This window comes from Citreicoccus inhibens, from assembly GCF_019039035.1.
Classification (GTDB): Bacteria; Myxococcota; Myxococcia; order Myxococcales; family Myxococcaceae; genus Citreicoccus; species Citreicoccus inhibens.
In genome coordinates, this window is the sequence record NZ_JAHNZT010000040.1 from 42,355 (window position 1) to 69,313 (window position 26,959).

At 69.5% G+C, this 26,959-nt stretch carries 20 protein-coding genes and 1 pseudogene; 11 read left to right on the top strand and 10 right to left on the bottom strand.

The genetic code is table 11. From position 1 onward, the window contains the following. Nucleotides 1-160 precede the first annotated feature (160 nt). From KRR26_RS31280 to KRR26_RS31295, 4 genes are all read left to right on the top strand, one after another. On the top strand, nucleotides 161-3,028 hold the full coding sequence (locus KRR26_RS31280) for a PAS domain-containing protein (RefSeq protein WP_217081593.1): 2,868 nt from the start codon (nucleotides 161-163) through the stop codon (nucleotides 3,026-3,028). A gap of 49 nt (nucleotides 3,029-3,077) precedes the next feature. Then, entirely contained in the window at nucleotides 3,078-3,887 is an 810-nt protein-coding gene (locus KRR26_RS31285) for an AraC family transcriptional regulator (protein ID WP_217081594.1), read from the top strand. Nucleotides 3,888-3,922: 35 nt separating this feature from the next. Next, nucleotides 3,923-4,288 (top strand): VOC family protein, encoded by a 366-nt coding sequence (locus KRR26_RS31290; RefSeq protein ID WP_120207110.1) that lies wholly within the window; start codon nucleotides 3,923-3,925, stop codon nucleotides 4,286-4,288. 122 nt (nucleotides 4,289-4,410) lie between these two features. Further along, a complete protein-coding gene (locus KRR26_RS31295; RefSeq protein ID WP_236069370.1) occupies nucleotides 4,411-5,460 on the top strand; it encodes an LLM class flavin-dependent oxidoreductase in 1,050 nt (349 codons plus the stop codon). Between the two features lie 9 nt (nucleotides 5,461-5,469). On the opposite strand, the gene KRR26_RS31300 is transcribed toward KRR26_RS31295, so the two are convergent. The 7 genes from KRR26_RS31300 to KRR26_RS31330 form a co-directional block, all read right to left on the bottom strand. Next, nucleotides 5,470-6,372, bottom strand: a complete 903-nt coding sequence (locus tag KRR26_RS31300) for a YXWGXW repeat-containing protein (protein WP_120206804.1) — start codon at nucleotides 6,370-6,372, stop codon at nucleotides 5,470-5,472. A 236-nt stretch (nucleotides 6,373-6,608) separates the two neighbouring features. After that, complete coding sequence (locus KRR26_RS31305) at nucleotides 6,609-8,006, bottom strand: hypothetical protein (protein ID WP_217081595.1); 1,398 nt, start codon at nucleotides 8,004-8,006, stop codon at nucleotides 6,609-6,611. A gap of 545 nt (nucleotides 8,007-8,551) precedes the next feature. Next, entirely contained in the window at nucleotides 8,552-9,709 is a 1,158-nt protein-coding gene (gene exoK / locus KRR26_RS31310; protein WP_120206806.1) for a spore coat polysaccharide biosynthesis glycosyltransferase ExoK, read from the bottom strand. Beyond that, nucleotides 9,699-10,985, bottom strand: coding sequence for an O-antigen ligase family protein (locus KRR26_RS31315; protein ID WP_120206807.1), 1,287 nt, complete (start codon nucleotides 10,983-10,985; stop codon nucleotides 9,699-9,701). The genes exoK and KRR26_RS31315 overlap by 11 nt, the downstream gene beginning before the upstream one ends. 159 nt (nucleotides 10,986-11,144) lie before the next feature. Beyond that, entirely contained in the window at nucleotides 11,145-12,806 is a 1,662-nt protein-coding gene (locus tag KRR26_RS31320; RefSeq protein WP_217081596.1) for a DUF6178 family protein, read from the bottom strand. A 45-nt stretch (nucleotides 12,807-12,851) separates the two neighbouring features. Further along, entirely contained in the window at nucleotides 12,852-13,472 is a 621-nt protein-coding gene (yihA, locus tag KRR26_RS31325) for a ribosome biogenesis GTP-binding protein YihA/YsxC (RefSeq protein WP_120206809.1), read from the bottom strand. Between the two features lie 6 nt (nucleotides 13,473-13,478). Further along, the gene (locus tag KRR26_RS31330; RefSeq protein ID WP_120206810.1) at nucleotides 13,479-13,985 is read right to left on the bottom strand and encodes a multiheme c-type cytochrome; all 507 of its coding nucleotides are present in this window, start codon (nucleotides 13,983-13,985) and stop codon (nucleotides 13,479-13,481) included. A gap of 130 nt (nucleotides 13,986-14,115) precedes the next feature. On the opposite strand from KRR26_RS31330, the gene KRR26_RS31335 reads away from it, so the two are divergent. From KRR26_RS31335 to KRR26_RS31365, 7 genes are all read left to right on the top strand, one after another. After that, the gene (locus KRR26_RS31335) at nucleotides 14,116-14,583 is read left to right on the top strand and encodes a hypothetical protein (protein ID WP_120206811.1); all 468 of its coding nucleotides are present in this window, start codon (nucleotides 14,116-14,118) and stop codon (nucleotides 14,581-14,583) included. 2 nt (nucleotides 14,584-14,585) lie between these two features. Beyond that, nucleotides 14,586-15,182: a dephospho-CoA kinase gene (gene coaE / locus KRR26_RS31340; protein ID WP_120206812.1), complete on the top strand. Its 597-nt coding sequence runs from the start codon at nucleotides 14,586-14,588 to the stop codon at nucleotides 15,180-15,182. 23 nt (nucleotides 15,183-15,205) lie between these two features. Then, nucleotides 15,206-16,369 (top strand): SDR family oxidoreductase, encoded by a 1,164-nt coding sequence (locus KRR26_RS31345; protein WP_199723803.1) that lies wholly within the window; start codon nucleotides 15,206-15,208, stop codon nucleotides 16,367-16,369. A 1-nt stretch (nucleotide 16,370) separates the two neighbouring features. Beyond that, nucleotides 16,371-17,300, top strand: a complete 930-nt coding sequence (locus KRR26_RS31350; RefSeq protein ID WP_120206814.1) for a hypothetical protein — start codon at nucleotides 16,371-16,373, stop codon at nucleotides 17,298-17,300. A gap of 769 nt (nucleotides 17,301-18,069) precedes the next feature. Continuing rightward, entirely contained in the window at nucleotides 18,070-22,641 is a 4,572-nt protein-coding gene (locus KRR26_RS31355) for a myxosortase-dependent M36 family metallopeptidase (RefSeq protein WP_217081597.1), read from the top strand. Between the two features lie 89 nt (nucleotides 22,642-22,730). After that, nucleotides 22,731-23,129 (top strand): MaoC/PaaZ C-terminal domain-containing protein, encoded by a 399-nt coding sequence (locus tag KRR26_RS31360; RefSeq protein ID WP_120206816.1) that lies wholly within the window; start codon nucleotides 22,731-22,733, stop codon nucleotides 23,127-23,129. Nucleotides 23,130-23,131: 2 nt separating this feature from the next. Continuing rightward, complete coding sequence (locus tag KRR26_RS31365) at nucleotides 23,132-23,611, top strand: FAS1-like dehydratase domain-containing protein (protein WP_217081598.1); 480 nt, start codon at nucleotides 23,132-23,134, stop codon at nucleotides 23,609-23,611. A gap of 9 nt (nucleotides 23,612-23,620) precedes the next feature. Here KRR26_RS31365 and KRR26_RS31370 read toward each other — a convergent pair whose 3' ends face one another. From KRR26_RS31370 to KRR26_RS31380, 3 genes and pseudogenes are all read right to left on the bottom strand, one after another. Continuing rightward, nucleotides 23,621-24,391, bottom strand: coding sequence for a tetratricopeptide repeat protein (locus KRR26_RS31370; protein ID WP_217081599.1), 771 nt, complete (start codon nucleotides 24,389-24,391; stop codon nucleotides 23,621-23,623). Then, complete coding sequence (gene dnaK / locus KRR26_RS31375; RefSeq protein WP_217081600.1) at nucleotides 24,392-26,230, bottom strand: molecular chaperone DnaK; 1,839 nt, start codon at nucleotides 26,228-26,230, stop codon at nucleotides 24,392-24,394. Nucleotides 26,231-26,247: 17 nt separating this feature from the next. Next, a pseudogene (locus tag KRR26_RS31380) lies at nucleotides 26,248-26,959 on the bottom strand (molecular chaperone DnaJ); the annotation flags it as partial.

The window sequence follows — 26,959 nt, forward strand, 5'->3', positions numbered from 1 at the left end:
GGAAGCGCGGGGGCCGAGCGGGGTGTTTTGGAGCAACAGCACCGCGCTTCGCGTTGGCCGGGCAACAGGACGGTCGCGCGTCCTCGGATCACTCCCACGCCCGTGGGATAGATCTTCCATCCCCCTGAAGGGTTCGTCTGTCCCCTGCCCCGCTCCGCTCGTGCCACTCCTCCTGGTGGATGACTGCATCGCCCGCTCGCGGGCCCTGGAAGATGTCCTGGCACCGCTTGGGCGGCCGATGGTGAAGGTCCGCTCGGTGGACGCGGCCCTGGATGCGCTCGAGCTCACGACCTTCGCGGCCATCCTCCTCTCCGTGGACCTTCCCGGCACGAACGAGCGAGAGGCCCTGGCGCGCCTCCAGCGCCACGCACGGGGCGCAGAGACCTCCATCCTCCTGCACGCCACCTCGCCCCAGGACGCGAACCGGATGGCCGAGGGATACGCGGCGGGCGCGGTCGACTACCTGGTCGAGCCCATGCCCCCGGAGCTGCTGCGCGCCCGCGTGCAGGTCTTCACCGCGATGCACCAGCGGCGGGTGGCCGTGGCCCGGCGCGAGGCCGCGGTCCTTCAGCGCGAGCAAGCCGCGCCCCCACCCGATGCTCCCGGGTGCCCCACGCAGGACCTGGACGACCTCACCGAGACCGTGCCCCTGGGCATGGCCTTGTTCGATCGCCAGCTGCACTACCTGCACCTCAACGCGCTGCTCGCCTGCGCGCACGGAGTCGACCCCGAGGCCGCGCGCGCCCGCAGCGCCTGGGATGTGGCCCCCACGCTCGCGCCCCTGTTGCGGGAGCGGGTCGAGCGCGTCTGGGCGACAGGCGCCCCGCTGCTCGGCATGGCCACCACCCTGCCCGCGCCCGGGGGCCGAGGGCCCTCCCGCGAGTTCCTCTTCAACTACTACCCGGTGAAGGGGAACGACGGCGCCGTCGTCGCGGTGGGCGCCATCGCCCTGGATGTCACCGAGCAGACGCTGGCGAGGCAGCATGTCGAGCAGCTGAATGCCTCGCTCGCGGATCAGCAGCAGTGGCTGGAGTCCATCCTGGATCGACTCCCTGTGCCGCTCATCCTGGTGGAGCCCGGCACCGCGCGCATGACGTTCGCCAACGCCGCGGCGGATCAACTCTGGGGCGGACGCTTTCCGAAGGCCGCTTCACGAGAAGAGCACGCGCGGACGTTCTCCGTCACGGACACGCGAGGCTTTCCGGTGCCCGTGGAGCAGATGCCCTCCATCCGCGCGGCCCAGGGCGAGCACGTGAGTCAGGAGCAACTGGAGCTGTCCACGCCGCGCGGCCGTACCTCCATCCTGGTGGACTCGGCACGGGTCCCCGCGGTGGGCGCCCTCCCCTCCACGTGCGTGGTGACCTTCCAGGACATCTCCCCCCTGAAGATGGTGGAGCGCGCCTTGGAGAAGCGCGAGCAGGAGTACCGCATGCTCGCGGACGCCATGCCCCAGATTGTCTGGACCGCGCGCGCGGACGGACACATCGACTACATCAATCAGGTCTTCGCGACGTTCATCGGCGGAAGCGTGGAGACCGCGCTGGGAACGTCCTGGGTGGACGTCCTTCACCCGGACGACGTCCCCGGCGCCGTGGAGGCGTGGCGACACTCCGTGGAGACCGGCGCCCCCTATGAGACGGAGTTCCGCATCGCGGACAAAGACGGAGACTACCGCTGGTTCCTCACCCGCGCCACGCACATGCCCGACGAGCTGGGCCGCCCCGCGAAGTGGTTCGGTACCTCGACGGACATCGACGCCACCAAGCGCAGCAAGGATCGCAACCGCTTCCTGGCCGAGGCCAGCGCGGTGCTCGGACAGTCCTTCAATCCCGAGGTGACGCTCGACCAGTTGGTGCAGCTCACCGTGCCCACGCTCGCGGACGCGTGCGCCGTGGACGTGCTGGATGAGGGAGGCACCATCCGGCGGCTCGCGCTCGCGCACGTGGAGCCCCAGCGCACGCTCGAGGCCTGGGAGCTCACGCGCCGCTACCCCCTGAATCCCCAAGCCGCGCGGGGCATCCCGCAGGTACTGCGCACGGGCCGCTCGGACTGGGTGGCGGACATCGGGCTACTGCAGATGGACGCCTCGACCGAGCCCGCCCAGCGACACTTCATCGAGAAGCTGGGGCTGAAGTCGTATCTGGTCGTGCCGCTGGTGGCGCGAGGCAAGGTGCTCGGCGCGCTCACCCTGGTCTACGCCAACTCCGGGCGCCGCTACACCGAGTCGGATCTCCAGACGGCCGAGGACCTGGCTCGCCGCGCCGCGCTCGCGGTGGACAACGCACGGCTGTATGCGGCCTCGCAACAAGCGGTGCAACTCCGCGATGAGTTCTTGTCCGTGGCCAGCCATGAGCTGAAGACCCCGCTGACCCCCATTCAGCTCAAGGTGCAGGCGCTGCAGCGTCGCATCGCGGCGGAGCCCGCGGGGGTGCTGCCCGCGCGCCAGGTGGCGGAGGTGTTGGACGCGGTGGCGGGTCAGGCCCGCAAGCTGTCGAGCCTGGTGAACGGCTTGCTGGATGTTTCGCGGATCAGCCTGGGGCGACTGGAGTTGAACCTGGAGCAGGTGGACCTCGCGATGGTGGTGCACGAGGTGCTCGCGACCTTCGCGAACGAGGCGGCCAAGACGGGCTCATCGCTGGAGCTGCGCGCGGAGGGCCATGCCATGGGCTGGTGGGATCGACTCCGGCTGGAGCAGGTGGTGACGAACCTGCTCTCCAACGCGGTGAAGTATGGCGCGGGCCGCCCCGTGAAGGTGTGCGTCGAGACCACCGAGTCCACGGCCCTGCTGACCGTGCGCGACGAGGGCATCGGCGTCCCCACCGAGGCCCAGCGCCGCATCTTCGAGAAGTTCGAGCGCGCCGTGTCGGACCGCCACTACGGAGGGCTGGGCCTGGGGCTCTACATCACGCGGCAAGTCGTGGAAGCGCTGGGTGGCACGGTCCGCGTGGAGAGTGCCCCCGGCCGAGGCGCGCTCTTCTCGGTGAGCCTCCCACGCCAGGGGCCTCCGACCCAATCCCGGAGTGCCTGACTCTTTCTGACGCGCCCGCCACGCCCTGCTCGGGCAGAATCGCGGCCCGATGTCCCCCGCGTCTCTCTACTTCGAGCGTCGCCCGTGCGCCGCGCTCGCGCCCTACGTCCAGTGCTTCTGGGCCTTGTCGGCCCAGCTGGCCTCGCCGCCGGACAACCGGGTGTTGCCAGATGGATGTCTCGACATCCTCGTCAACCTGAGTCCGGGCCAGCGCGCAGCGGATGCGCGGCCGCAAGTCATCGGCACGATGCTGTCCGCCGAGGTCGTCCCGCTGGAGCCGGCTGCGTGCTTCGTCGGCGTTCGCTTTCGTCCCGGTGGCGCGCGTCCGTTCCTGCGCGTCCCGCTCGACGAGGTGACTGGCTCGCAGCTCTGCCTCGACAACCTCTGGCCCAGCGCCCTGACCGACGGGTGGACCGAGCGGCTCCTCGAAGCGCCGGGGGATGAGGCGCGCATGGCGCGGATGGAGGAGCTGCTCTTGCGGCGACTCCCGTCGATGCAGCCCGATGCCGCGCTCTCCCACGCGGTGGAGCGCATCCGGGCCTCTCGGGGACGAGTCACAGTGGAGTCCCTGGAAGCCACGCTCGGCGTGGGCGCGCGCCAGCTCGAGCGCCGCTTCCAGACCGCGGTGGGACTGGCGCCCAAGGTGCTGTGTCGCATCGCGCGGATGCAGCACGCGGTGGAGTGGCTGAAGCGCACGCCCACGCTGCCGGGTGCGCAGCTCGCGCTCGCGGCCGGCTATTTCGATCAGGCCCACCTGGTACGGGAGTTCAAGGCCCTGGTGGGCGCGTCTCCAGGCGCCTATGCCCGCGAGCTCGCCTCTGTCGGATTCGTACAATTCCCCTCGGAGGAAGCCCTCTAGAGTCCGGGGTGTCCTTCACGAGCACCGGAGTCCCCATGTCGTCCGCATCCCAGCAGGCCGCGCAGCACCACCGCATCGACTACATCGAGTTCAACGTCACCGACCTCGCCGCGACGAAGCGCTTCTACAGCACCGTGTTCGGCTGGAGCTTCGAGGACTACGGCCCTGCCTACAGCGCCTTCAACGATGGCCGACTGAGCGGTGGCTTCACGACGGATGGCGCGGTCACTCCCGGCGGGCCGCTCATCGTCCTCTACTCGCGTGACCTGGAAGCGACGCTCGATCGCGTGCGCAAGGCTGGCGGGGTCATCACCAAGAACATCTTCAGCTTCCCCGGCGGCCGGCGCTTCGAGTTCACCGACCCGAGCGGCCACCGCCTCGCTGTGTGGACCGAGCCCTGAGCTCGCAAGGGACCGGCAGGGGGCTCCACCCCGCGCCCCCGGGAATGAACGGCCCCCTCGCCACTGTGACTTGAAAAGCGGAGGCACCCGCCGTTAGCAAGGAGGTCTTTTCGAGGACCGCCATGCCCCTGCCTCGCCTGTCCATTCTCGACCTCATCCCCGTCGGCACGGGCTCGACGGGGCCGCGGGCCCTGCGCAACAGCCTCGACCTGGCGCGCCGCGCGGATCGCCTGGGCTTCACGCGGTACTGGATCGCCGAGCACCACAATTCTCGGGGGCTGGCGAGCTCCGCGCCGGAGATCATGATCACCGCCATCGCGCGGGAGACGGAGCACCTGCGCGTGGGCTCGGGCGGCATCATGTTGCCGAACCACTCGCCGCTGAAGGTGGCGGAGACCTTCCTCACGTTGGAGGCGCTCTATCCTGGGCGCATCGACCTGGGGCTGGGGCGCGCGCCGGGAACGGATCAGCTCACGGCCCTGGCGCTGCGCCGCTCGATGGAGGCCCTCACCGCGGATGACTTTCCCGAGCAGCTCTCCCAACTGCGCGCCTTCGCCGGTGAGGAAGCGTTCTCGGAGCCGGACCATCCCTTCCAGCGGATCCGCGCTTCTCCGGCGGACATCACGCTGCCGCCCATCTGGCTGCTCGGCTCCAGCGGCTTCAGCGCCCGATTGGCCGCGGAGCAAGGCCGGGGCTTCGCCTTCGCCTACCACTTCAGTCCCGAGGCGGCCTACTCCGCCATGCACACGTACCGGAGCCAGTTCCGCCCCTCGGCGCACCTGGAGCGGCCTTACGCCATCCTGGGTGTCTCGGTGGTGTGCGCGGAGACGGACGAGCGCGCGGACCTGCTCGCCGGGACGCATGACCTCTTGTGGGTCAACTTCCGCAACGGACGCAACGGCCCCATTCCCAGTCCCGAGGAGGCCCGCGCCTACGCGTACTCTCCCATGGAGCGTCAGCAGGTCGGCGTCGCGCGGTCCATCCTCGTGTGCGGGTCACCTGCTCGGGTGCGGGCCCGGCTGCTCGAACTCGCCGAGCAGATGGGCGCCGACGAGCTGATGGTCACCTCGCACATCCACGACCACGCCGAACGGGTCCGCTCCTACGAATTGCTGACCGGGGCCTTCGAGCTGCCTCGCCCCGCGGAGGGCACGCGCGCCTCCGCGGAGTGAGTCCTGGACTCAGTGGCGGTGGCCCCCCCGCCCGCCCCCGTGCCCGCCCGAGCGCGGACCGGGGCTCGCGGAGTGGTAGTGCGAGGGCGGAGGCGCACGCACGCGGCTCTCGTAATGCGTCCAGCGGCCGTCATGGTAGCGGTATCGCGGCTCGGGCACGTGGCGCCACGACACCATGGGGTAGCGGTACCAGCTGCGCAGGAAGACGTTGGGACGCCCCAGCGTGACCGCGATGCTGGCGTGGCGATACACGGGGATGGAGACACTCAACGTCCCCCGCGAGGCCCAGCCACCGCCCACGAAGACCCAGGACGGTCCCCGGCGGACCCAACGCGGCGAGACGAAGGCGAGGCCGGCGCGAGGCGGAACAATCCAGCCGCCCGTCACCCAATCCCAGCCGCCGACGCCCCAGTACCAGTAGCCCGGTGCCCAGACGTACTCCGGAGCGGGGGGCTGCGGGCGAACCTCCTGCCGCAGCGGAGGCGGCGCCTGAGCCGTCGTCACCTCTTCGTTGTCCACCGCGATGGGGATCTCCACATCCGTGGAGCCGGGGCGCGCCCAGCCGCCCGACACCCAGCGCCAGACGTCTCCATCCTGCGCCCAGTAGCCGTTGACGAACTGGTAGCCCGGCATGCGCTCGACCCAGCCACCGGACTTGAAGACCCACTGGCCGCCATCCCAGAACCAGAAGCCCGATGCCCACACCGAATCACTGTCCGGGCGCGCGGTGGGGTTCTCGGCCGGCAGCTGGGGGGGCGGCGAAGGCGCCACGGGACCCGAGTCGTCATCCATGTCCGAGTCGCCGTAGGACTCGGAAGCGGGCTCCATCGCGGCCACCGGAGCCGTCTGCGCGAAAGCGCCCTGCGTCGCCAAGCCCACCGCCAGACATACCCACCATCGAGAAGAAGCCATGACCCATCTCCACGCGGACTGCCGCCTGAGCCGCACCAGCCACGCCCGCGCTGGCACGACGGACTCTCAGGGCGTTCAACACTCGCGCTGAGACTCCAACGCCCACGACTTATTCACAACAGCGCACTGTGTTCGATGCCCGACACGCGCCAAGACGCGCGGCGTCGCACCCCCCTGGTTCACCCCCTGGGGTACAGGCAAGCGAGCAGGCCCGGCGGCGGCAACACCCAGGAGCGCTACCTCTGCGGCGCGGCGACCGCGGGACGCGCGCGGGCATGGAAGAAGCTCAGCCCGCGCGCCTCCAGCCAGTCGAGCTTCGCCTGCAGGTGGGTCCATGAGGGATCGGGGTACACCGAGAAGCCCGTCTCGCGATCGCACCGCGCAATGTCATGCTCGCGCAGGTAGCAGTCACGCCAGTGCCGCTTGCCGGTGGAATAGGCGCGCGCCTCGTCGAGGCTCGGCCCCATGCGCAGCTCCTTGGCCACGCACAGCAAGAGGAAACACACGGGCAGCGCGCGGGCCACGTGGGGCGAGAACCGCGTGTCGCGCAGCATGAGGTACAGCGCGAGCAGCCCGGGAATCACATAGGGCACGTAGCGGCTGGCCGCGGCGAACTCCAGCCCGGTGCAGACCCGCCCCACCGCGCTCTGCGCCGCGAAGAGGACCGCGAAGCCCGCGAGCGCGCTCACGGCCCGCGCGCGAGCCGTCCCGCCCCGCGAGCGGAGCACCTGCACCGTCGCGCCCACGGCGGCCCCCAGGACACCGAGCCCCAGCGCCCCCGCGAGCACTCCCGCCGCCGCGCCATGTCCCGGCAAGACACCAAAGGGACGCGCCAACACGAAGGCGCCGAATGGCAGGTACTCCAGCGGGCGCGGATGCGGGAAGACAAAGCACTCCACCGCGGGCTGCAAGGTATAGCCATGCAGGAAGAGCAGCACGCCCGCGGCCGAGAGCAGCGCGGCCACCAGTTGCACCACGCGCTCGCGCACGGTGAGCCCAGGGCCCAGGGCGAACACCAGGAGCATCGCGGGGATGATCCCGCCCAGCGTCATGCCGAAGCCTCCACTGACGCCCAGCAGAGACAGCACCGCGAGGAGCACCGCGCGAGGCGCGGGGGACTCGAGCGTGAGCGCGCACCCGACTGCGACGAGGATGAGGCATGGCAGCGCCCCATGCGCCAGGTTCGGCGTGCCCGCGTAGGTCTCCGCGTTCTGCGTGGTGAGGAAGAGCAGCGGAACCACCGCGTCCACCAACCGCAGCGACCCAGCCGCGCGCCGCACGAGCACGAGCGCGAGCCCACCTGCGAGCAGCATCACCACCGCGGCACACGCCGCATCCGCGCGGCCGTTCCAGTCGCTCACGCGGTAGACGCCCGCGATGATCCACTGCGCGAGCCCCTGCCGATGCGGGCCATGCTGCCAACGAAAGAGCGTCCAGGCGTCGGCGCCGTCGAAGAGGCCCTGGAGAAAGTCCCACTGGTCCCAGAACACGAGGTTGACCGCGAAGCGATCGACGAAGTGCCCCAGCCGCAGCGCGAGCAGCACGAACACGCCCGCCAACACGGCCGCGACAGCGCGAGGCCGCCGTGTCATCGACAGGACAATCGGCTCACGGAAGAGGGACGCGCGCGGCATGCGAGGGCGAGCACCCTAGCAGAGCGATGGACCGCGCCTTCAGCGTCGAGACTTGGACAAAAAAGAGAGCGCTCGCCGGTACCTTGGAGTTTTACCGGCGAGCGCCCCGGGCCTCTGGCCTGTCGGCCGGGCCTCGTAAAGTCGCAGGCAGACACCGCGAGCCAGAGGCCCTCGGTACCACCATCATGTCTGGATGCCCGCGCGTGGGTCCAATTCGCTGCCCCTCGCTCGCGGACACCTCTTGGAACCGTTTCCCACCCGGTACGATTCCAGCCGCACGCGCCCGGCCACCCCGCCCCTCTTTCCCCAGCAACCGACACCCTGGGCACGGAGGCTGTTTCCTGCAACGCGTGACGCGCCCTTACCACACTCTTGCGTCAAACATCACGAAAATCTCGTTTTTCCACTCTGCCCCATCTGAATACAGGGTAGGAGTCGTGCGCGCGCCTCTACAACGGACGAGGCTGCGGATCTTCAAACGAGCGAGCGTGCCCCCCATTGCGCCGACGGGGAGGAAGTATCCACGCCGGTCTGACATGCGGCGATCAGGCGTCCGGCCCTCGGGCAATCCGCCGGTACAGCGCGTCGTGCAGCCGCACCATCCGCTCCAGGGAGAGCTCCCGGGCGACGAAGGCCCGAGCGGCGGCTCCCATTTCGCTCGCTTTCCCAGGATTTGCGAGAAGCTGTCGGAAGACCTGGGCGAGTTGGGCGGGCCGCTCGGCCTCGACGACGCGCCCGCGCTCTCCCTCGACGATGAGGTCCGTGTTCCCCCCCACCCGCGTCACCACCATGGGCAAGCCGGACGCCATGCCCTCCATGACGGCATTGGACATCCCCTCCGCGGACGAGCACAGGACGCCGAAGGTCGCCTTGCCATAGATGGCGGGGACGTCGGTGCGATGTCGGAGGAAGTGCACCGTGTCCGCGATGCCCAGCTCCGCCGCGGTGCGCTCCAGCGCGGGGCGACGGGGACCATCTCCCACCAGGTACGCATGCAGGCGCGTGCCGCTGTGGCGCAGCATGGCCAGCGCGAGCAGCAGGTCCTCCTGCCGCTTCACCGCGTGGTTCATGTTGGCCACGTGGACGACCACGGGGGCACCGCCCGTGTCCGGCAGTGGACCCTTGAGGCCCTCGGCGACGCGGGCGTCGAAGCGCGCCAGGTCCAAGCCGTTGTGGATCACGGAGATGCGCGAGGCGGACAAGCCCTCGCGCTCGACGAGCATCTTCCGGATGGCCTCGGCGTTGGCCACCACGTGGTCCGCCAATCGGGTCATCCGCGAGTGGAGGGCGCGGCGCGCGCGCCCCTGCCAGTGCGACAAATCCAGACGCCCGACGATGACCTTGGTGCCCGCGAGCTTCGCGGCCGGCACCGCGACGATGCTCGAATAGAAGTCATGCACGTGCACCAGCTCGACGCGCTGCTGCTTGAGCCAGCGCGCCATGCGGTACACCTGCCGGGCGGTGTTGGGCTGAGCCAGCGAGCCGCGCAGCGAGAACACCTGCGGCGCATAGCCGAGCTTCCACACCGTGCCCATCAACGGGCCCACGTCCTCGAGGACCGAGACCTGGAGCCGATAGCTCGGCGGCAGGCCGCGCAGCAGCTCCAGCACCTGCACCTCGGTGCCCCCGATGTGGAACGAGCGCGTGAACTGCACCAGCCGAAGCGGCTGGTCTCGTCCCATCCGCGCTTCCTCACGCCGCATGGCCGGATCCCTCCCACGCCCCCCTCACGGGGTCGCCGTCCACGACGGGGGCGTACTGCGGCGCCCGGGCGCGCTCTCCTGCCAGGACGATTCGGTGAACGCTCGCGGCCAGCCCGAACAACACATACAGGTGCGCCGAGAGGATGTAGCCAGAGAACAGGTCACAGATGAGGTAGCCCGCCATGGACGACGACAGCGCCCGGGCAAGCCACCCCAACTCGACATCGCGCGAGGCCGCGAACGCGCCCCCCGTGGCGCCGCCCACGAACGTGAGGAAGAAGAGCAGCCCCACCCAACCCAGCTCGCCAATCACATCCAAGAAGATGTTGTGCGCCACATAGGCCCGGTGGGCCTCGGGGGGCGCGTAGAGCGGCCACGCGTAGCGGAACCCTCCCGCGCCCACGCCCAGCAGGGGCTGATCCAAGCTGATGCGGCTGGCCACCTGCCACGCGTAGACGCGGCCCATCGCGGAGGCGTCCTCGTGGAAGTCGGCCACCGTCTCGTTGCGATCCCAGAAGCTCTTGGGCGCGAACACCGCCAGGCCCGCGACGAAGAGCGAGCCCACCACGATGGCCTGCATGCGCCGCTTCTCGCGAATGGCCCACAGCGCCATCGCCACCGACAACCCGATGAAGCCACCGCGCGAGTGGCTCAAGACAATCGCCACCACCGCCAGCACCGCCGCCGCGGCGCACGCCAGGCGGAAGAGCCACGGGCTGCCCTTGCGCGCGAGCATCGCCACCGCCAGCGGCACCACCACCACCATGTTCATGGCCATGTGGTTGGGATCCGCGTAGACGCCCACCCAGCGCGAGCGGAAGCCCTCCACCATGTTCTCGCCCACGATGTACCAGTTGATGACCCCGATGGACGTCACGATGGAGGCCAGCACCATCGCGATGCCCATGGCCATCAACCGGCGTCCGGTGGTGATGACATTGACGAGCGTCAGGTAGATGGCCGCGAGCTTGAGCAGCTCGATGCCCTGCGCGCGCGTCACCTCGGGATCCACCGACCAGGCCATGGACACGAAGGCCAGCGTCGCGAACGCCAGGAGCGCCCAGCCGCGCGCGCCGTCGAGGTAGAGCGGCTCGGCGCGTCCCAGCCGCCGCATCACCATCAGCCCCGCGGCCAGACCGGATGTCACCAGCGCCAGCCGCAGCGGCTCCAACACGGGCAGCCATTCCCCCGGCACCGCGTACATGACCGCCGCGAACGACACCAGCATGCAGAACGCCATCACGTCACGGCGCTGCTCCTGCCCGCCCGGCCCCATGCCCTCGTCCTCCCCGCCTGTCGCCTGTCGAACTGCCCTGCACTGCGCGGTGGTTCGGAAAGCGAAGCGCGTGCCACGGCGAGGCGCCGCGCAAAGCCCTGTATCTCCAGGGCCTTGCACGGAAGTTCCGCGCCCATGCCGAGCGCGGGACTGAAAAACCTACGGAACCGCGCCGCCCTCCATGGGCAGGACCGCGGAGGCGATGGGGTCCAGCCGGCCCTCCAGAAGCCAGGCCGTGCCCAACTCGGACAGCAAACGCTCGAGCGCGAGGCCCACCATGCGCCGCAGCTCCTGCCGCGCCTCGGCGGGGACGGCCGGCTCCAGGCCCGCGATGGCGCGATCGGCCGCGCTCGGCCGCAAGCGCGGCGCGTCCGGAGTGCCCTCGAAGAGACGCTGCCCCAACTCCACCACGCGCCCTTGTGGCACGGGCCGCACGTGGACCCGCTCCTCCAACACGGCCATGGCCACCGCGGCGGCCAGGAGCCGCTCGATGCCCAGGATGGGCAGCGGCACGCCGAAGCGAGCCACCACCTCGCGCGCCGAGCCCTCCGTGCCTCCCAGCAGCGCCGCGAACACCGCCACCTGCCCCTCCGCGCGGGTGAGGACCGCCTCGGACGAGGCCAGCTCACGCAGCGAGCGGAACGGCACCGGCTCCGCCCCAGCGACACGCAGCGCCCGGCGCGGTCGCTTGCGGCGCAGCGCCTCGAGCGCCGCGGTCTCCTCGGGCAGCAGCAGCGGCACGTCCTCCACGCGCGCGAGCGGCTGCTTGAAGAGCCGATCCGCCCGGAACTTGAGGTGGAGCGTCAGCGTGAAGCCCGTCTGGAAGACCCGCCGCATCGGCGTGTCGCGGAGCACGTCCCCCGCCCGCGCCGGATCCGAACCCGACAGTTGCTCCAACCCCAGGGACAACGAATCGCGCACCGTCTCGCTCACGCGGCGCACGGCCTCGAGGTCGCCCGGGTCCTCCAGCTCCGCCACGAGCACGGCGTTGGCCACTTCACGCAGCTCGTCCTCCGCGTTCATCCGCTCCACGTCGCTCAGCTCGCGGAACGCGGCCTCCAGGTAGTCAATGTGGCCGCCGGTGGCCACGAGCGCCGTGCCCGGTCCCCCTTGGGGACGCGGCCCCACCTCCACGCGGCTGAACAGCGACATGGCCTCCTCCAGCGAGGGGAAGCCCAGGTCCGACAGGCGCGCGCGACGGAACTGGAACGCGGCCTCCTCCATCTCCGAAGGCAGCTCCCAGCGCACGGCCTCCATCAGCCGCACGGACTCGAAGGGGTTCTCCGCGATGAGGTCATTGAGCAAGGCGCGCATGGCGGACATCTCCACGCCCTCCGCCTTGATTTCGACGAGGTAGCGCCCCTCGGGAGTCTCCAGCGTCATCCCCTCGGGGTTGACGTCGGGGTTCTCCTCCAGGTCGTGCACCACGCTGAACTCCTTCAGCAGGTACTCGAGCACCTCCAGGTCCAAGGCGTGGACCTTGCGCAGGAAGTCCTCCAGCTCATCTCCCCGCGCGGCGCGCAGCCACGTGAGGATGTCGTGGGGCGCGAGCGCGTCCTTCTTCCAGCCCCCCAGGTCCACGAAGGTGCGGAACTGCGCGGGCGAGGCCCACTGCACCAGCTCCGTGGAGTCCGCGAGCCCGACCTCCTGGATGGTGACGTAGAGGTCCTCCGCCGGCAGCGAGCGCACGAGCGCGCGCGTATCCGGGGAGTCGAGAATCGCGTCCATGCGCTGCCGCGGCGCGAGCTGCATCAACCGCTGGCGCAACTCACGCGGAGCGAGGGGCGAGGAAGCACCGTTCGTCTTGCCGTTCTGGGACACGGCGCGGTCCCTACCACAGCCCCTCCTCGCCCGGGAGGGGAACGCTCAACGGCGCGTTGCCTTGCCAAACGTATCCAGCAGCGTGCCCCACACCTCGTCCACCCCCAGCCGCTCGGTGGAGGAGAACGGCATCACCGCCTCGCGAGGCAGCGCGAGCTGCTCCGCCAGCGCGTGCAGCCGAGGCTTGCGCTGCGCCTTGGTGAGCCGGTCCACCTTGGTGGCCACCACGAGGATGCGCCGGCTGTGCGCCTGGAGGTAGTCCAGGGTGAGGAGATCATCCGCGGTGGGGCCCACCTCCGCGTCGATGATGCTCACCACCACCTCCAGCCGGTGCCGGTTCTGGAGGTACGAGGTGATCATCTCCTGCCACTGCGACTTGTCCGTCTTGCTCGCCTTGGCGAAGCCATAGCCGGGCAGGTCCGCCAGCCGCACCGTGTGCCGGACGCCGTCGCGCTCCAGGTCCACGTCAAAGAAGTTCAGGGTGCGCGTGCGCCCCGGGGTGTTCGACACGCGCACCAGCTTCTTGCGCTGGGTGAGCGTGTTGATCATCGAGGACTTGCCCACGTTGGAGCGGCCCACGAAGGCCACTTCCGCGGCGTGGTCCGTGGGCAGGCCCTTCAGCTCCACGGCGGTGGTGACGAAGCGGGCGTCGAGAATCTTGATCAAGCGGGGCTACTTCCTGGCGCTCGCGGGGGGCGGCGTGGAGGGGGGCGCCTCGGCCCGGGCGGCCTTGCGGGTGCGCTCGGCGGACCAATGGTCGATGGCCTTGAGCGCGTCCTTGAAGTCGAACGGCCGGAGGGAGGGCGAGGAGGCGTCGTGGCACGTCCGGCACATCTTCTCGGACGGGTCCACCAGCCCCACCAGCCGCGCCAGCTCCGCGTCCTTCATCACGTACGAGGGCGAGTAGTACTGCCCGCCGCCATGGCACGTCTCGCAGGTGACGGCCGCGGTGCCCTGCTCGGCCTGGTCCGGGGCGTGGCAGGACAGGCAGCGCGCATCCTTCTTCTGCTGCTCGCCCAGCGAGTCCGTGGCCCGCGCATGCTTGGACTGCATCCAGGCGTCATAGGCCTCGGGGTGGCAGCCCTTGCAGCTGTCGGGACCCACGAAGTCGGCGGCCCCGGCCGCGCCGCAGACGGCCAGCAGGAGGACGGGGAGGACCTGGAGGGTACGCACGCGCATGGCCGTCGGACGTAGCAGAGGGCTCCGGATGGGGCAAGGCGTCTCGTTCATGATTGAATGTCCGATGCCCATGCACGTTTACAGGGAAGGGCCTTGAGTCGTGCCGGTCCGATCCGTTAGGGGAGCCGTGATGCGTACCTTCGCCCTCGTCGCCATCCTCTTCGCCGCCGTGCCCGCCGCCGCCAAGCCCTGGCAAGGCATCGAGCCGGGCGTCTCCAAGCGCGAGGAAGTCCTCAAGAAGTTTGGTGAGCCCTCGCGCACCGTCACCCAGGACGGCAAGGAGGTCATCGCCTACTTCTCGAAGGAAGCCATCAAGGGCACCACCCAGACCCAGTTCAAGGTGGATCCCGCCACGCAGCTCGTCGAGCGCATCGATGTGTTCCCCGGTCCCGTCATCGACAAGGAGACCATCGAGAACAGCTACGGCCCGGCCTGCCCCGCGGGCCCCGCGCCGGCCACGCCCTGCTACCTGCGCAAGCTGACGGACGACTTCCGCACCTACTTCCTCTACCCCAAGCTGGGGCTGGCCATCTTCTTCAACGAGGATGGCAAGACGGTGCACTCGTTCATCTTCACCACGCAGAAGGCCGCCAAGTAGCCGTGCATGTCTTTGGGCTGACGGGCGGCATCGCGTCCGGCAAGAGCACCGTCACGCGGATGCTCCGCGAGTTGGGCGCGCAGGTGCTGGACGCGGACGTGCTGGCCCGCGAGGTCGTCGAGCCAGGCACTCCGGGCCTCGCCGCGGTCGCCGCGAGATTCCCGGGTGTGGTCGGCCCCGATGGGCGGTTGGATCGCGCGAAGCTGGGCGCGCACATCTTCGCCACGCCGACCGAGCGCGCCGCCCTCAACGCCATCACCCACCCGCTCGTACGCGAGGCGTTCATCCGCCGCGTGCAGGCCCTGGAGGCGCAGGGCGTGGAGCGCGTCATCTACGACGTGCCGCTCCTCATCGAAAGCGGGATGCACGCGTGGATGGCGGGCGTGGCGCTCGTCTGGGTGCCTCGGGACGTGCAGAAGGCACGGCTGATGTCGCGCGATGGACTGGACTCGAGCGCGGCGGAGGCTCGGCTGGCCGCTCAGCTCCCGCTGGATGACAAGCGCGCGCATGCGACGTGGGTCATCGACAACAGCGCGGGCCTGGATGCCACCCGGGCACAGGTGGAAGCGATGTGGCGCGCCATGCTCGCGCACGGCTGACGGGCGGGTATGCTGCGCGCCGAATGAGCGAGACGCGGAAGAAGGGCTCGGCGACGTACTTCATCACGGGCTACCCGGGGTTCATCGGCAAGCGGCTGGTGGAGCACATCGCGAGGGAGGACCCCAAGGCGCACATCTACGCGCTGGTCCAACCCAAGGTGCTCAAGGAGGCGCAGAAGCACGCGGCGCACATCCAGGGTGCGCGGGTGGAGCTGCTCACGGGCGACGTGGTGGACATGCACCTGGGCCTGTCCGGCGAGGAGTACCAGCACCTGTGCGAGCGGGTGACGGACGTCTTCCATCTCGCTGCGGTGTCACAGCTGGGCGTGGCCAAGGAGACGGCGTGGCGCGTGAACGTGGACGGCACGCGCAACATGCTGGAGCTGGCGCGCGACTGCGAGCACCTCGCGCGCTTCAATGACTTCTCCACCTGCTACGTGTCCGGAGACCGGGTCGGCGTCATCGCCGAGGATGAGTTGGACCGCGCCCAGGGCTTCCGCAACGCCTACGAGGAGTCGAAGTTCCAGGCGGAGCGGCTGGTGCAGCGCGCGGCGGCCACTCTGCCCGTGACGGTGTACCGGCCATCCAGCGTGGTGGGCGACTCGCGCACGGGAGAGATTGATCGGTTCGAGGGGCCTTACTACCTGGGCATCCTCCTGGTCACCTCGCCGCTGGTGGTGCCGCTGCCCTTGCCGGGCAACGGCGTGGCGCCGCTCAACGTGGTGCCGGTGGACTTCGTCGTCGAGGCGGTCTGGCGGCTGTCCAAGGACCCGCGCGCGGCGGGCCGCACCTTCCATCTGGTGGACCCCAATCCCATGAGCGCGCGGCGCGTGTACGAACTCATCGCGGAGAAGGCCAACAAGCGGCTGCCTCGCTTCAACCTGTCAGCGCGCGCGGCGGACGTCATGCTGCGTCTGCCCTTGTTGGAGAAGCTGGCCCGGCCGCAGCGCGCGGCCATCAGCTATGTGAATCATCTGGCCATCTACAATTGCCACAACACGCTGGAGCTGCTCGACGGCACGGGCGTGCGATGCCCCCCGTTGTCTTCCTATCTGGAGCAGCTCGTGGCCTACGTGCGCGAACAATACAAGCAGCGGCGTGAGGGCGCGGAGGTGGAGGATCCTCTGGACCACGGACCGTTCGCGGCGGTTGAAGAAACCGGGCCCACTCCCCGTCCCGGGCGCTGATATGAACTTGCGCTCCCCTGCCCTGCTCTCCGCCGCGCTCCTGTGCGGCACCGGCTGTGTCGTGAAGGATTCCTCGTCGGATCCGTGCAGCCCCAATCCCTGTCGGGATGCCAACCGGGGCCAATGCGTGGTCGAGTCGAACGAGGCCCGCTGCCTGTGTGACACGGGCTTCGTGGCACGACCGAACGGGAACTGCGAGCCCGTGAGCGCGGCCAACTGCGCCGAGCACGGAGGGGATGCCGCGGAGCCAGATGACTGTCAGGCCCGAGCCCGCCCCCTGGCGGCGGGCAGTGGCGTGCATCAACAGACCATCGACCCCATTGGGGACTTCGACTTCTTCCGGGTGGATGGCCAGCTGGGCCATATCTACAGCGTGACCGTGAAGCCCTCGGGCAGCCTGATGCCGCGCGTGGATGCGTTTGATCAGGGAGGCAAGTATCTCGGGACGCATGAGAGCACGGTGCAGGCGGTGCTTGGGTTCAAGGCCCGGAGCGCCGCGCCGTACTTCCTGCGTGTCAGTCATTCGCCCGTGGACATCTCGGCCGCGGTCGGCGCGTATGCGTTGACGCTGACCGACCTGGGAATGGATGACCACGGAGACACCCCGGCGGAGGCCACGTCGCTGACGCCAGACAGCTTCGGCACGACGAGCCCCCAGGACCACTTCGGCCGCTTCGAATACCAGTACGACGACGACTGGTTCCGCTTCAGCGCGAGCAGCACGCGCAACTACCGCATCACCTTCCAGGGACCGAACGATCGCGTCCTGCCCGTGGTCGCCGTGTTTGGGAATGGCGACACCCAGAATCCGATCTTCACGGAGCAGAACCCGACGATCGACTTCACCGTGCCCTCGGGAGGCACCGTGTACCTGCGCATGTTCCTGCCCAGCGGCCAGGGCAGCTACGCGTTCCACCTCTACGAGGGCTGACCTCCGCCCTCACCCGAAGCATCCCCTCCCAGCCCAGGCGTGAGGCCAGGAGCCGCGGCACCGCCCGGCTTCCGCCAGGGCACCCGTCCCCCCCTCTCCCGACCAGGACCGCATCCGCGCGGCCCGAGGGCGTGGAGAGGCCCGGGCCAGAGAACGTGTCGCGTCGGAGCGCGGGCGTCGTTGACCGCCCCAGCAAATCCAAACATCCCGCGCGCGGCTCCGAGACATCCCCACAAACAAGACGCCCGGCCCTGCCCTTCGCGAGTTTCGAGGGGACCGACCGCGGTTACAGCGAAACCAGAACTCCCCCCGTTACAACGACACCGAAAACAAAACCCGCATCGTCGCGATTCTCTGATTACACAGACGGAATGTTGCGGCCCCCCTCTTCTCAACGTTCCGTCGTCCTGGTTAGCATGCGACTTCACTAGAACGAATTGCCGTGAACAGCGTGGCTGAAGGCTCGGCCGTGGAGCTCAGTCGATTGGCGGACCGCCGTCACAGACCGTCCCAAGTGGTACTCCGACCGTCAGAGGCCGCACGGACTCGTGCGAGCACCCTGGGCCGCCCGCAGCACCTCCAATGTTTCACGCCGCCCCCCGCCCGTCGCATGTGTCGCAACACTGCGACAAGACAGGGCCGGGGGCGTTCTCATTCCGGCTGAGTTTTTTCAGCCCGGACCTGTAGGCGCCCCCTCGCCACCCTCGGCCGGGGTGCGCCTGCCGTTGTGCAGTCCCGCAGTGGTTCTCACCCCCCAGAAGGAAAGCGCATGCGTCTCAGGGAAAAACTGTTGACCAGCCTGCTGCTGGTGCCCGTGGCCGGCACCAGCGCGTGGGCCAAGGAGCGGTCGAATTACGACGCGTTCCTGGAGCAGCGTGATTCTCGTCCCCTCGCCCTGGATGCGTCCTCGGCGGCGGCCCGAGGCATCAGCATCGAGCAGACCGAGGCCCGGCTCGGCGTCCCCACGTTCGTGTGGGCCAACTCGAATGGCTCGGCGAGCCGGTCGGTCATCCAGACCCAGGCCATGCTGCGCCCCGAGACCGCCGCGCGCGCGCACCTGCAGAACGTCGCGGATGCCTACCGGCTGACCCGCGATGACGTGGCTGGCGCGAACCTGCGCTCCCTCCACCAGACGGGGCAGGGCGCGGTCGTCGCGACCTTCAACCAGTCCATCGACGGCGTCGAGGTGTTCCGCAACGAGGTCAAGGTCGTCATGGACCAGAACCTCGGGCTCGTCGCGGTGTCCGGCTACCTGGCCCCCACCGAGATGTCCCTGGCCGCGCGCACCAGCTCTCGCACGGGCGCCTTCCGCCTGAGCGCCGCGGACGCGGTGGCCGCGGCCTTCAAGAACAGCACCGGCTCCGAGGCATCCCCCCGCGCCTTCACGAACACCGGGACCAAGGGCGACTACACCTTCTTCGACATGGACGAGGGCTCGACCTCGGCCCTGCCCCAGAAGCTCGTGTCCCCTGCCCGCGCGAAGAAGGTCTTCTTCACGCTCGCTGGCCGCCTGGAGCCCGCGTACTACGTCGAGGTCAACGCCGGCCCCAAGGCCTCGAGCAGCTCGACCTACTTCTCCTACGTGGTGTCGGCTTCGTCTGGCGCGGTGCTGTTCCGCAACGACCTGACCGCGCACGCCGCGGCGCCGTACAAGTACACGGTCTGGGCGGACACCTTCCCGCCGTACATCCCCTACGACGGTCCGCAGGGCAATGACGCGACCCCGCACCCGACGGGGACGCCGAACCGGTTCCAGGCGCCGCTGAACCTCCCGCCCAACGTGGTGGAGATCAGCAACAGCCCCTTCAGCCGGAACGACCCCTGGCTGCCGGCGAACGCCACGCAGACCACCGGTAACAACGTGGACGCGTACGCCGACCTGGGCGGCGGTGACGGCTTCCAGCCCTCCACCGACTTCCGCGCCGATGTGACGGCTCCCAACACGTTCAACTACGTCTACGACACGACCAAGTCGCCGCAGACGAGCCAGGAGCAGATCAAGGCGTCCATCGTCAACCTGTTCTACGTCACCAACTTCCTGCACGACTGGTACTACGACGCGGGCTTCGACGAGGCCGCGGGCAACGCCCAGGCGTTCAACTACGGCCGCGGCGGCGTCGAAGGCGACCAGATGCGCGCCGAGGGGCAGGACTCGACCTCGCGCAACAACGCGAACATGCGCACGCCGGCGGATGGCGCCTCGCCCCGCATGCAGATGTACGTGTTCGACGGCCGACCCGAGGTGCGCGTCTCGGCCCCCTCGTCCATCGCGGGCCTCTACGACTCCAACTCGGCGCCCTTCGGCCCGTCGAAGTTCGAGGTCGAGGGCACCGCGCTGTTCGCCCCCGCGAACAACGCCCTGGGTTGCGACGCCTTCCCGGCGGACACGTTCAAGGGGAAGATCGCGATCATCACGCGCGGCACGTGTAACTTCACCGCCAAGGCGATGAATGCCCAGACGGCCGGCGCCAGCGCCGTCATCATCGCGAACAACGCGGCCGGTGACGCGCCGGGACTCGGCGGCGAAGAGCCCAAGATCACGATCCCCGTCCAGTCCATCAGCCAGGCCACGGCCGCGGCCTGGAAGACCGAGACGGACAAGGGCGAGACGCTGTCCCTGAAGATGCGCCGTTCGCCCGACCTGGACCGCGACGGCACCATCGACAACGGCATCATCGCGCACGAGTGGGGGCACTACATCAGCAACCGCCTCGTCGGGAACTCGGCGGGCCTGGTGAACAACCAGGGTCGCTCGATGGGCGAGGGCTGGGCCGACTTCCACGCGATGCTGATGCAGGTGAAGGCCAGCGACGTCACCAAGGCCGGCAACAACCAGTGGCAGGGCGTGTACTCGGTCGCCGGCTACACCTCCAGCGGTGGCGCGAACAACGGCTACTACTACGGCATCCGCCGCATCCCCTACAGCACGGACCTCACCAAGAACGCGCTGACGTTCAAGCACTTCGCCAACGGCAACCCGCTGCCCGATAAGCAGACCGCCGGCACCCAGTCCGCCCTGGGCAACGCCGAGGTCCACAACGGTGGCGAGGTCTGGGCCACCATGCTGTGGGAGTGCTACGCCTCGCTGCTCAACGCGCATCCCTTCGCGGAGGCGCAGGACCGGATGAAGCGCTACATCGTCGCCGCGTACAAGGCGACGCCGAACTCCCCCACCCTGCTGGAGGCCCGTGACGCGCTCTTCGCGGTCACGAAGGCCAGCGACCCCGCGGACTACCAGCGCTTCGTGGCCGCTTTCGCCAAGCGCGGCGCCGGCTTTGGCGCCATTGCTCCGGACCGCGGCTCCTCGGATCACGTGGGCGTGGTGGAGAGCTTCGAGGCCGGCAACAACATCCGGATCTCGGACTTCCGCCTCGATGACTCGCAGGTCGGGTGTGATCAGGACGGCGTGCTCGACGTCGGCGAGACGGGCATGCTGCACTTCACGGTGACCAACGTGGGTGCGTCGGACATCGGCTCCTTCACGGGCGTCGTCTCGTCCACCAGCACCACCGCCGCGGTGGTCTTCCCCGACTCCGGCGCGGTGAGCATCCCGTCGCTGGCGCGCGGCGCGTCGGCCACGGTCAGCGTCAAGGTGTCCCTGCAGGCCGTCAGCGATTCGGTCGCCTCGGCGGGCCTGAAGGTCGACTTCACCTCGGCGGAGCTGCCCGCGGCGAGCAAGTCGGCGACGTACGACCCGCGCATCAACTACGACATCGTCTACGGCAAGTCCGCCACGGACACGTTCGACGTGGGCTTCCCCGCGTGGACGTCCAGCGCCAACTACGTCCTCGGCCGCAGCGACTGGACGCACGGCGAGGAGGACGGTGACGGCTTCGTCCACGGCCCCAACCCGGAGAAGTCGGGTGAGGTCACGCTGACGTCGCCGTGGGTGCACGTGAAGGACACGGGAGACTTCATCGTGTCCTTCTACGAGCGGCACTCCTTCGAGTCCGACTACAGCGGCAGCGGCCCGCTGGCTCCGTTCTATGACGGCGCCGTGCTCGAGCTGACCGTGGATGGCGTCGAGTGGTACGACGTGCTCGACCTGGGCTTCAACCCGGGCTACACGGCCAACGCCGCGATCGAGGAGGGCAACACGCCGCTCAGCGGCCGCCCCGGCTTCCTCGGCGCGAACTCCAACTTCCCGAACTGGAACGCGTCGAAGACGAACTTCAAGACGTTCCTCGCGGGGATGGATGTCCGCTTCCGCATCCGGATCGCGGGGGACGAGAACTCGGTCGGCAGCGGCATGGACATCGACGAGTTCAAGTTCACGAACATCACGGGCACGCCGTTCGCGGCCCTGGTGAGCGAGCCCAGCGATGGCACCAACTGCAACCGCCGGCCGGTCGCCCACGCGGGCCTCTCCGCGGGCTTCACCGAGGGCGTGCTCAAGGACGGCGTCCTCACGCGCCGGGTCATCACGCTCAACGGCACCGCCAGCCTGGACCCGGATGGGGACGCGCTGACGTACCAGTGGACGCAGGTGGGCGGCGGCACGCCGGTGGTGCTGACGAACGCCAACACCGCGACCCCGCAGTTCGTCGCCAACGTTCCGGCGGACTCCACGCTCATGTTCCAGCTCGTCGTCAGCGACGGCAGGGACACGAGCGCGCCGGCGACGGTGGAAATCCTCGTCGTCAACGTGAACCAGCCTCCGGTCGCCGTGGCCTCCGCGCCGCAGACGGTGGATGAGCGCTCCACCACGAAGGTGTCGCTGGATGGCTCCGCCTCGTCCGACCTGGACGGCGAGGAGCTCGAGTACACGTGGGAGCAGGTGGATGACACGGGCGTCGCCGTGACCCTCACGGGCGCGGACAAGGCGGTCGCGACCTTCACGGCTCCCGAAGTCGAGGCGGACACGCAGCTCGTGTTCCGGCTGACGGTCTCGGACGGCATCACCGAGGCCACGCAGGACGTGGCGGTGACGGTGAAGAACGTGGACGCGGCGCCCAACCACGCGCCCACCGGCAAGTCGCCCGGCGCGTTCACCCGGAAGGAAGGCACGGAGATCGTGTTCGACGCCTCCAACTTCACGGATCCGGACGGCGACGAGATGACCTACCACTGGACGCAGGTGGGCGGTCCGGTCGTCAAGCCGACCCAGGACGGCGCGAAGCTCGTCTTCACGGCGCCCGAGGTGGATCAGGACACGCAGATTGCCTTCTCGCTGGTCGTGAAGGACTCGCACGGCGCGGCCTCGCAGCCGGTGCTGTTCTCCGTGTCGGTGAAGAACGACTCGTCGGGCTGCTCCGCCACGGGCGGCTCGCTGGGCGGCATGCTGCCCATCCTGGCGATGGTCGCCGGGCTGGCGCTGAGCCGCCGCCGCAAGGTCGCGTAGTCTCTGCGGTGAGCTGAAAGCACCAGGGGCGGTCCTCCGGTTGGAGGGCCGCCCCTCTTTCTTTCCAGGAGAGGTAGGCTCGGGGGCGAATGCCCTCACGAACCTTCCAGGTTGGCGACACCTTCACCCACGTGCGCGTGTGCGACCGGTACCGGCCGGCGTACTACGCGGGCGCGTCCGGTGACTTCAACCCCATCCACATCGACCCCGAGGTGGGACGCCTCGCGGGCTTCAACGGAATCATCCTCCAAGGCCTGTGCACACTGGGCTGGGCCGTGGAGGCCGTGTCCCTCTTCGTGGGAGACCCCGGCCGCATCCGCCGCGTGCGCGTGCGCTTCTCGCGCCCCGTGCTCCCCGAGGACACCGTCACGTTCAAGGGCCGCGTCACGGCGCTCGCGTCGGACCGCCTCACCGCGGAAGTCTCCGCCACCAACCAGCGCGGCGAGCCCGTCCTCAAGGGCGCCGTCGTCGAAGCCGCCATCGGATAGCCATGCCCCTGGACAAGCGCTTCATTGGCCGCAGCTACGGACCGTTCACCTACGAGTTGGGGCTCGAGAAGATGCGCGAGTTCTCGCTCATCCTCGGAGGCTCCACGCCTCGCGCGGGCACTCCCGGCGCGCCGCCCGCGCACCTGAGCCCGCTGCTGTATGACGAGGCCGCGGCCAAGGCCGGCCCCTACGGCGACGTCATCGCGTCCCCCAGCTTCGCCGTGGTGTTCGCCATTCAACCTTTCAGCGCCGCCATCGCGGACCCAGAGCTGGGCGTGGACATGGTCAAGCTCGTCCACGGCGAGCAGGAGCTGGAGTTCCTGGACGTGATGAAGCCCGGCGACGTGCTGACCACGACGGGCAGCATCACCGCGCTCTATGACAAGGCGGGCCTTGACTTCCTCGTCGTCACGACGGAGTCGAAGAATCCCCAAGGCCAGACGGTGGTGCGCGGCGTCTGGTCCGCCGTCATCCGCCAATGACGGTGGGGCTCAACCCGCGACGATGACGCCCTCGTCCAGGAGCTGGGCCAGGATGCGCGCGGTATCCAGCCGCGTCATCCCGGACAGCGAGAAGAGGTCGTCGTAGCTCACCGTGCCGTCGATCTGCGCGAGCACGAAGCCCGCGCGGTGATCCAGGTTGAGCCAGATGATGTCATCGGGCCGCAGGCGCACGCGCGGCACATGCCCCAGGTCTCCCAGCTTGGCCTCGAGCATGGCGATGAGCGTGCGCTCGCTGCGATCGCGCAAGGCCTCGACCCGGGGCTCCTCGGGCGCCAGCTCCTGCGCGCGCCGCAGCAGGTCCACCGCGCCCGAGTGATCGTCCAGCTCCAGCAGATCCTCCGCGCCCCGCAGCAGGACATCCAGCTCGGAGCCGGGCCCTCGGCCCACGCGCACCGGCTCGCCCTCGTGGCGGCGGTGGTCCCGCGCCAGGAGGTCCAGCGCATCCTTGGGCGCCCCGACTCCGTCCGGCAGCAGCACGGCATCCGGCACGAACAGCGGATCCCCCGGCTCGGGCGCGGTGACCTCGGCCCAGGCGCCCCAGTCGCCCTCCAGCCCCGCGAGCGGAGGCCCCTCCCCTGCGCGGGCGTCGTCGGTGGCCCCCAGTCGAGACTGGAGCTGCGCCATCAAATCGCGCGCGCGTCCGTTGTCCGGATCGAGCTGGAGTGCGCGGTCGAACAGGCGCGCCGCCCCGTCCGAGTCTCCGCTCAAGCGCAACCACAGGCCTGCTTCGACGAGCTGGTTGGCGCGGTGCTGCGGCATCTAGCCCCCCGGGGTCGCGCGAGGCGGGCCGCCTCGCAGTTGCGTGAGACATTGTGCCAGCAGTGCCACCGCGCGGGCCATGGCCGCCGGCTCCTCACCCGCCCGCACGTGTCGAGCATGCTCCAATGCCTGTTCGGCCCGAGGCACCACGTCCGGCCCCAAGCCGCCCGGGAGCAGGCGCGCGCGCGTGAGGGCGTCCACCACGTCCCGCGCCAGCGTGTCCAGCTCCACCCGACGCGCCTTCACCTCCTCACTCGCGCGCGCGGCCACGAGCCAGTCGCGCTGCTCGTCCATGATGCGGCGCAGCTCCTCCTCGGTGAGCCCACCCGACGCGGCGACGATGATGGACTGCCGCTGGCCCGTCTCGCGGTCCTTCGCCGAGACGGACACGATGCCCTCCGCGTTGATGTCGAAGGTGACGTCGATCTCCACCTTGCCGCGCGGCGCGTCGCGCAGGCCGGTGAGCAGGAACTCGCCCAGCAACTCGTTCTGGTGCGCCAGGTCGTGCTCACCCTGGAGCACCATGATCTTCACCACGCGCTGCGAGTCCTTCGACGTGGCGAACGTCTCCGTCGCCGACGTGGGCACCGTGGTGTTCTTGGGGATGAGGCGCCGCACATAGCCGCCCGCGATGGCCACGCCCAGGCTCTGCGGCGTGACATCGAGCAAGAGCAGCTCGCCCTGCTGCGCCACCAACGCGTGGGCCTGGATGGCGGCGCCCAGCGCGACGACCTCCTCGGGGTGGACGCCCTTGCACGGCTCGCGGCGGAAGTACTGGCGCACCTGCTCCACGATGCGCGGCATGCGCGACATGCCTCCCACCAGGATGACCTCCTTCAGCTCGGAGGGGCGCACCTTGGCCTCGCCCAGCACCTCGGAGGTGATGCCCACCACGCGCTCGCACAGGTCCGCCGAGAGGTCCTCCAGCTTGTCGCGGGTGAGCGCGGCCTGCAGGTGCAGCGCGGCACCTCCCCCGGGCGGCGTGCAAATGAATGGCAGACTCACCTGGGTCTCGCGCACGGACGACAGCTCGACCTTGCCCTTCTCGGCGGCGTCCTTGAGCCGCTGCAAGGCCATGCGGTCCTTGCGCAGGTCGATGCCGTGCTCCTTCGCAAAGCCAAACACCAGCCATTCAATGATGCGATTGTCCCAATCCTCGCCGCCGAGGAAGGTGTCGCCGCCGGTGGCCACCACGTCAAAGACGCCGTTGTTGACCTCCAGTACGGACACGTCACACGTGCCGCCGCCCAGGTCCAACACGGCGATCTTCCCGTTGACGGTGCGGCCAAAGCCATACGCCAGCGCCGCCGCGGTGGGCTCGTTGATGATGCGCAGCACCTCCAGGCCGGCGATGCGCCCAGCGTCCTTGGTGGCCTGCCGCTGTCCGTCATTGAAATACGCGGGGACGGTGATGACGGCCTTGCTCACCGGCCGGCCGAAGTGTGCCTCGGCGTCGGCCTTGAGTTCCTGGAGAATCATCGCGCTGACTTCAGGGACCGCCAGGTCTCGTCCCGCCAGCCGCACCCGGACGTCGTCGTGCTGCCCGCAGACCACCTGATACGCGAGCGTGCGCAGCGCATCCTGCACCGGGTGCGAGGAGAACTTGCGCCCGATGAGGCGCTTGGCCGCGTAGACCGTCTCCTGCGGATTGGTGATGGCTTGACGCTTGGCGATGCTGCCCACCAGCCGTTTGCCATTCTTCGCCACCGCGACAACAGACGGCGTGAGCGCCTGTCCGGTGCGGTTCTTGATGACCACCGGCTGGCCGTCCTGGACCGTGGCGACGATGCTGTTCGTCGTCCCCAGGTCGATGCCAATGAGAGGTTCGGACTCAGCCATGGGAAACCGTACTCATCCTAGAAGGTCCAGCGCAGCTTCTTCAGTGCCGCCCGCGCCTCCGCATTGTCAGGGTCCAGCCGCACCACTTCCTCGAAGTGTCGCTTGGCCAGCTTCTTCGCGCCGCCCACGAGCAGCGACTGGGCCAGCAGGAGCTGATAGTCCGCGCGGCTGGGATGGGCATCCACGGCGCGCTGCGCCAAGGCTCGCACCTCGCCGGGCTCTTGGCCCAGCTCGCGCCCCACTCGGGCCGCCAGATAGGCGGCCTCCGCGCTGTGGCCATCCAGCGTCGTGGCCAACCGATAGGCCGCGTGCGCGGCCGTGAAGTCGCCGCGCATCTCCAGCTCGCGTCCTCGCTCCACCTCGGACCGGGCGCGCTGCTCGTCGTGACGACGGCGCGCCTCGCTCAACAGCGCTGGGACCTCGCGGTTCTTCGGCTCCAGCGTCATGACCTGATGGAAGTCTTGATAGGCGTGCTCGAAGTCCCCCTTCGCGGCGAAGGCCTTGCCGCGCGCGATCAGCTCGGTGAGCCGATGCGTGCGGGCCATGTACGGGTGGCGCGCCAGGCGGGCCTGACGCTCGGCCCGGCGGGCTTCGGACTCAGCCTCGGAGATGGGCGGAACCTCGGCGCGCGGCGGCTCCGGCGGCGGGGCCACGGGCGCGGGGCGGGCGGGCACGGGCGCCGCCGGAGCAGGCGCGGCGGGAGCGCGGGGCGGCGGAGGCGTGGCCACG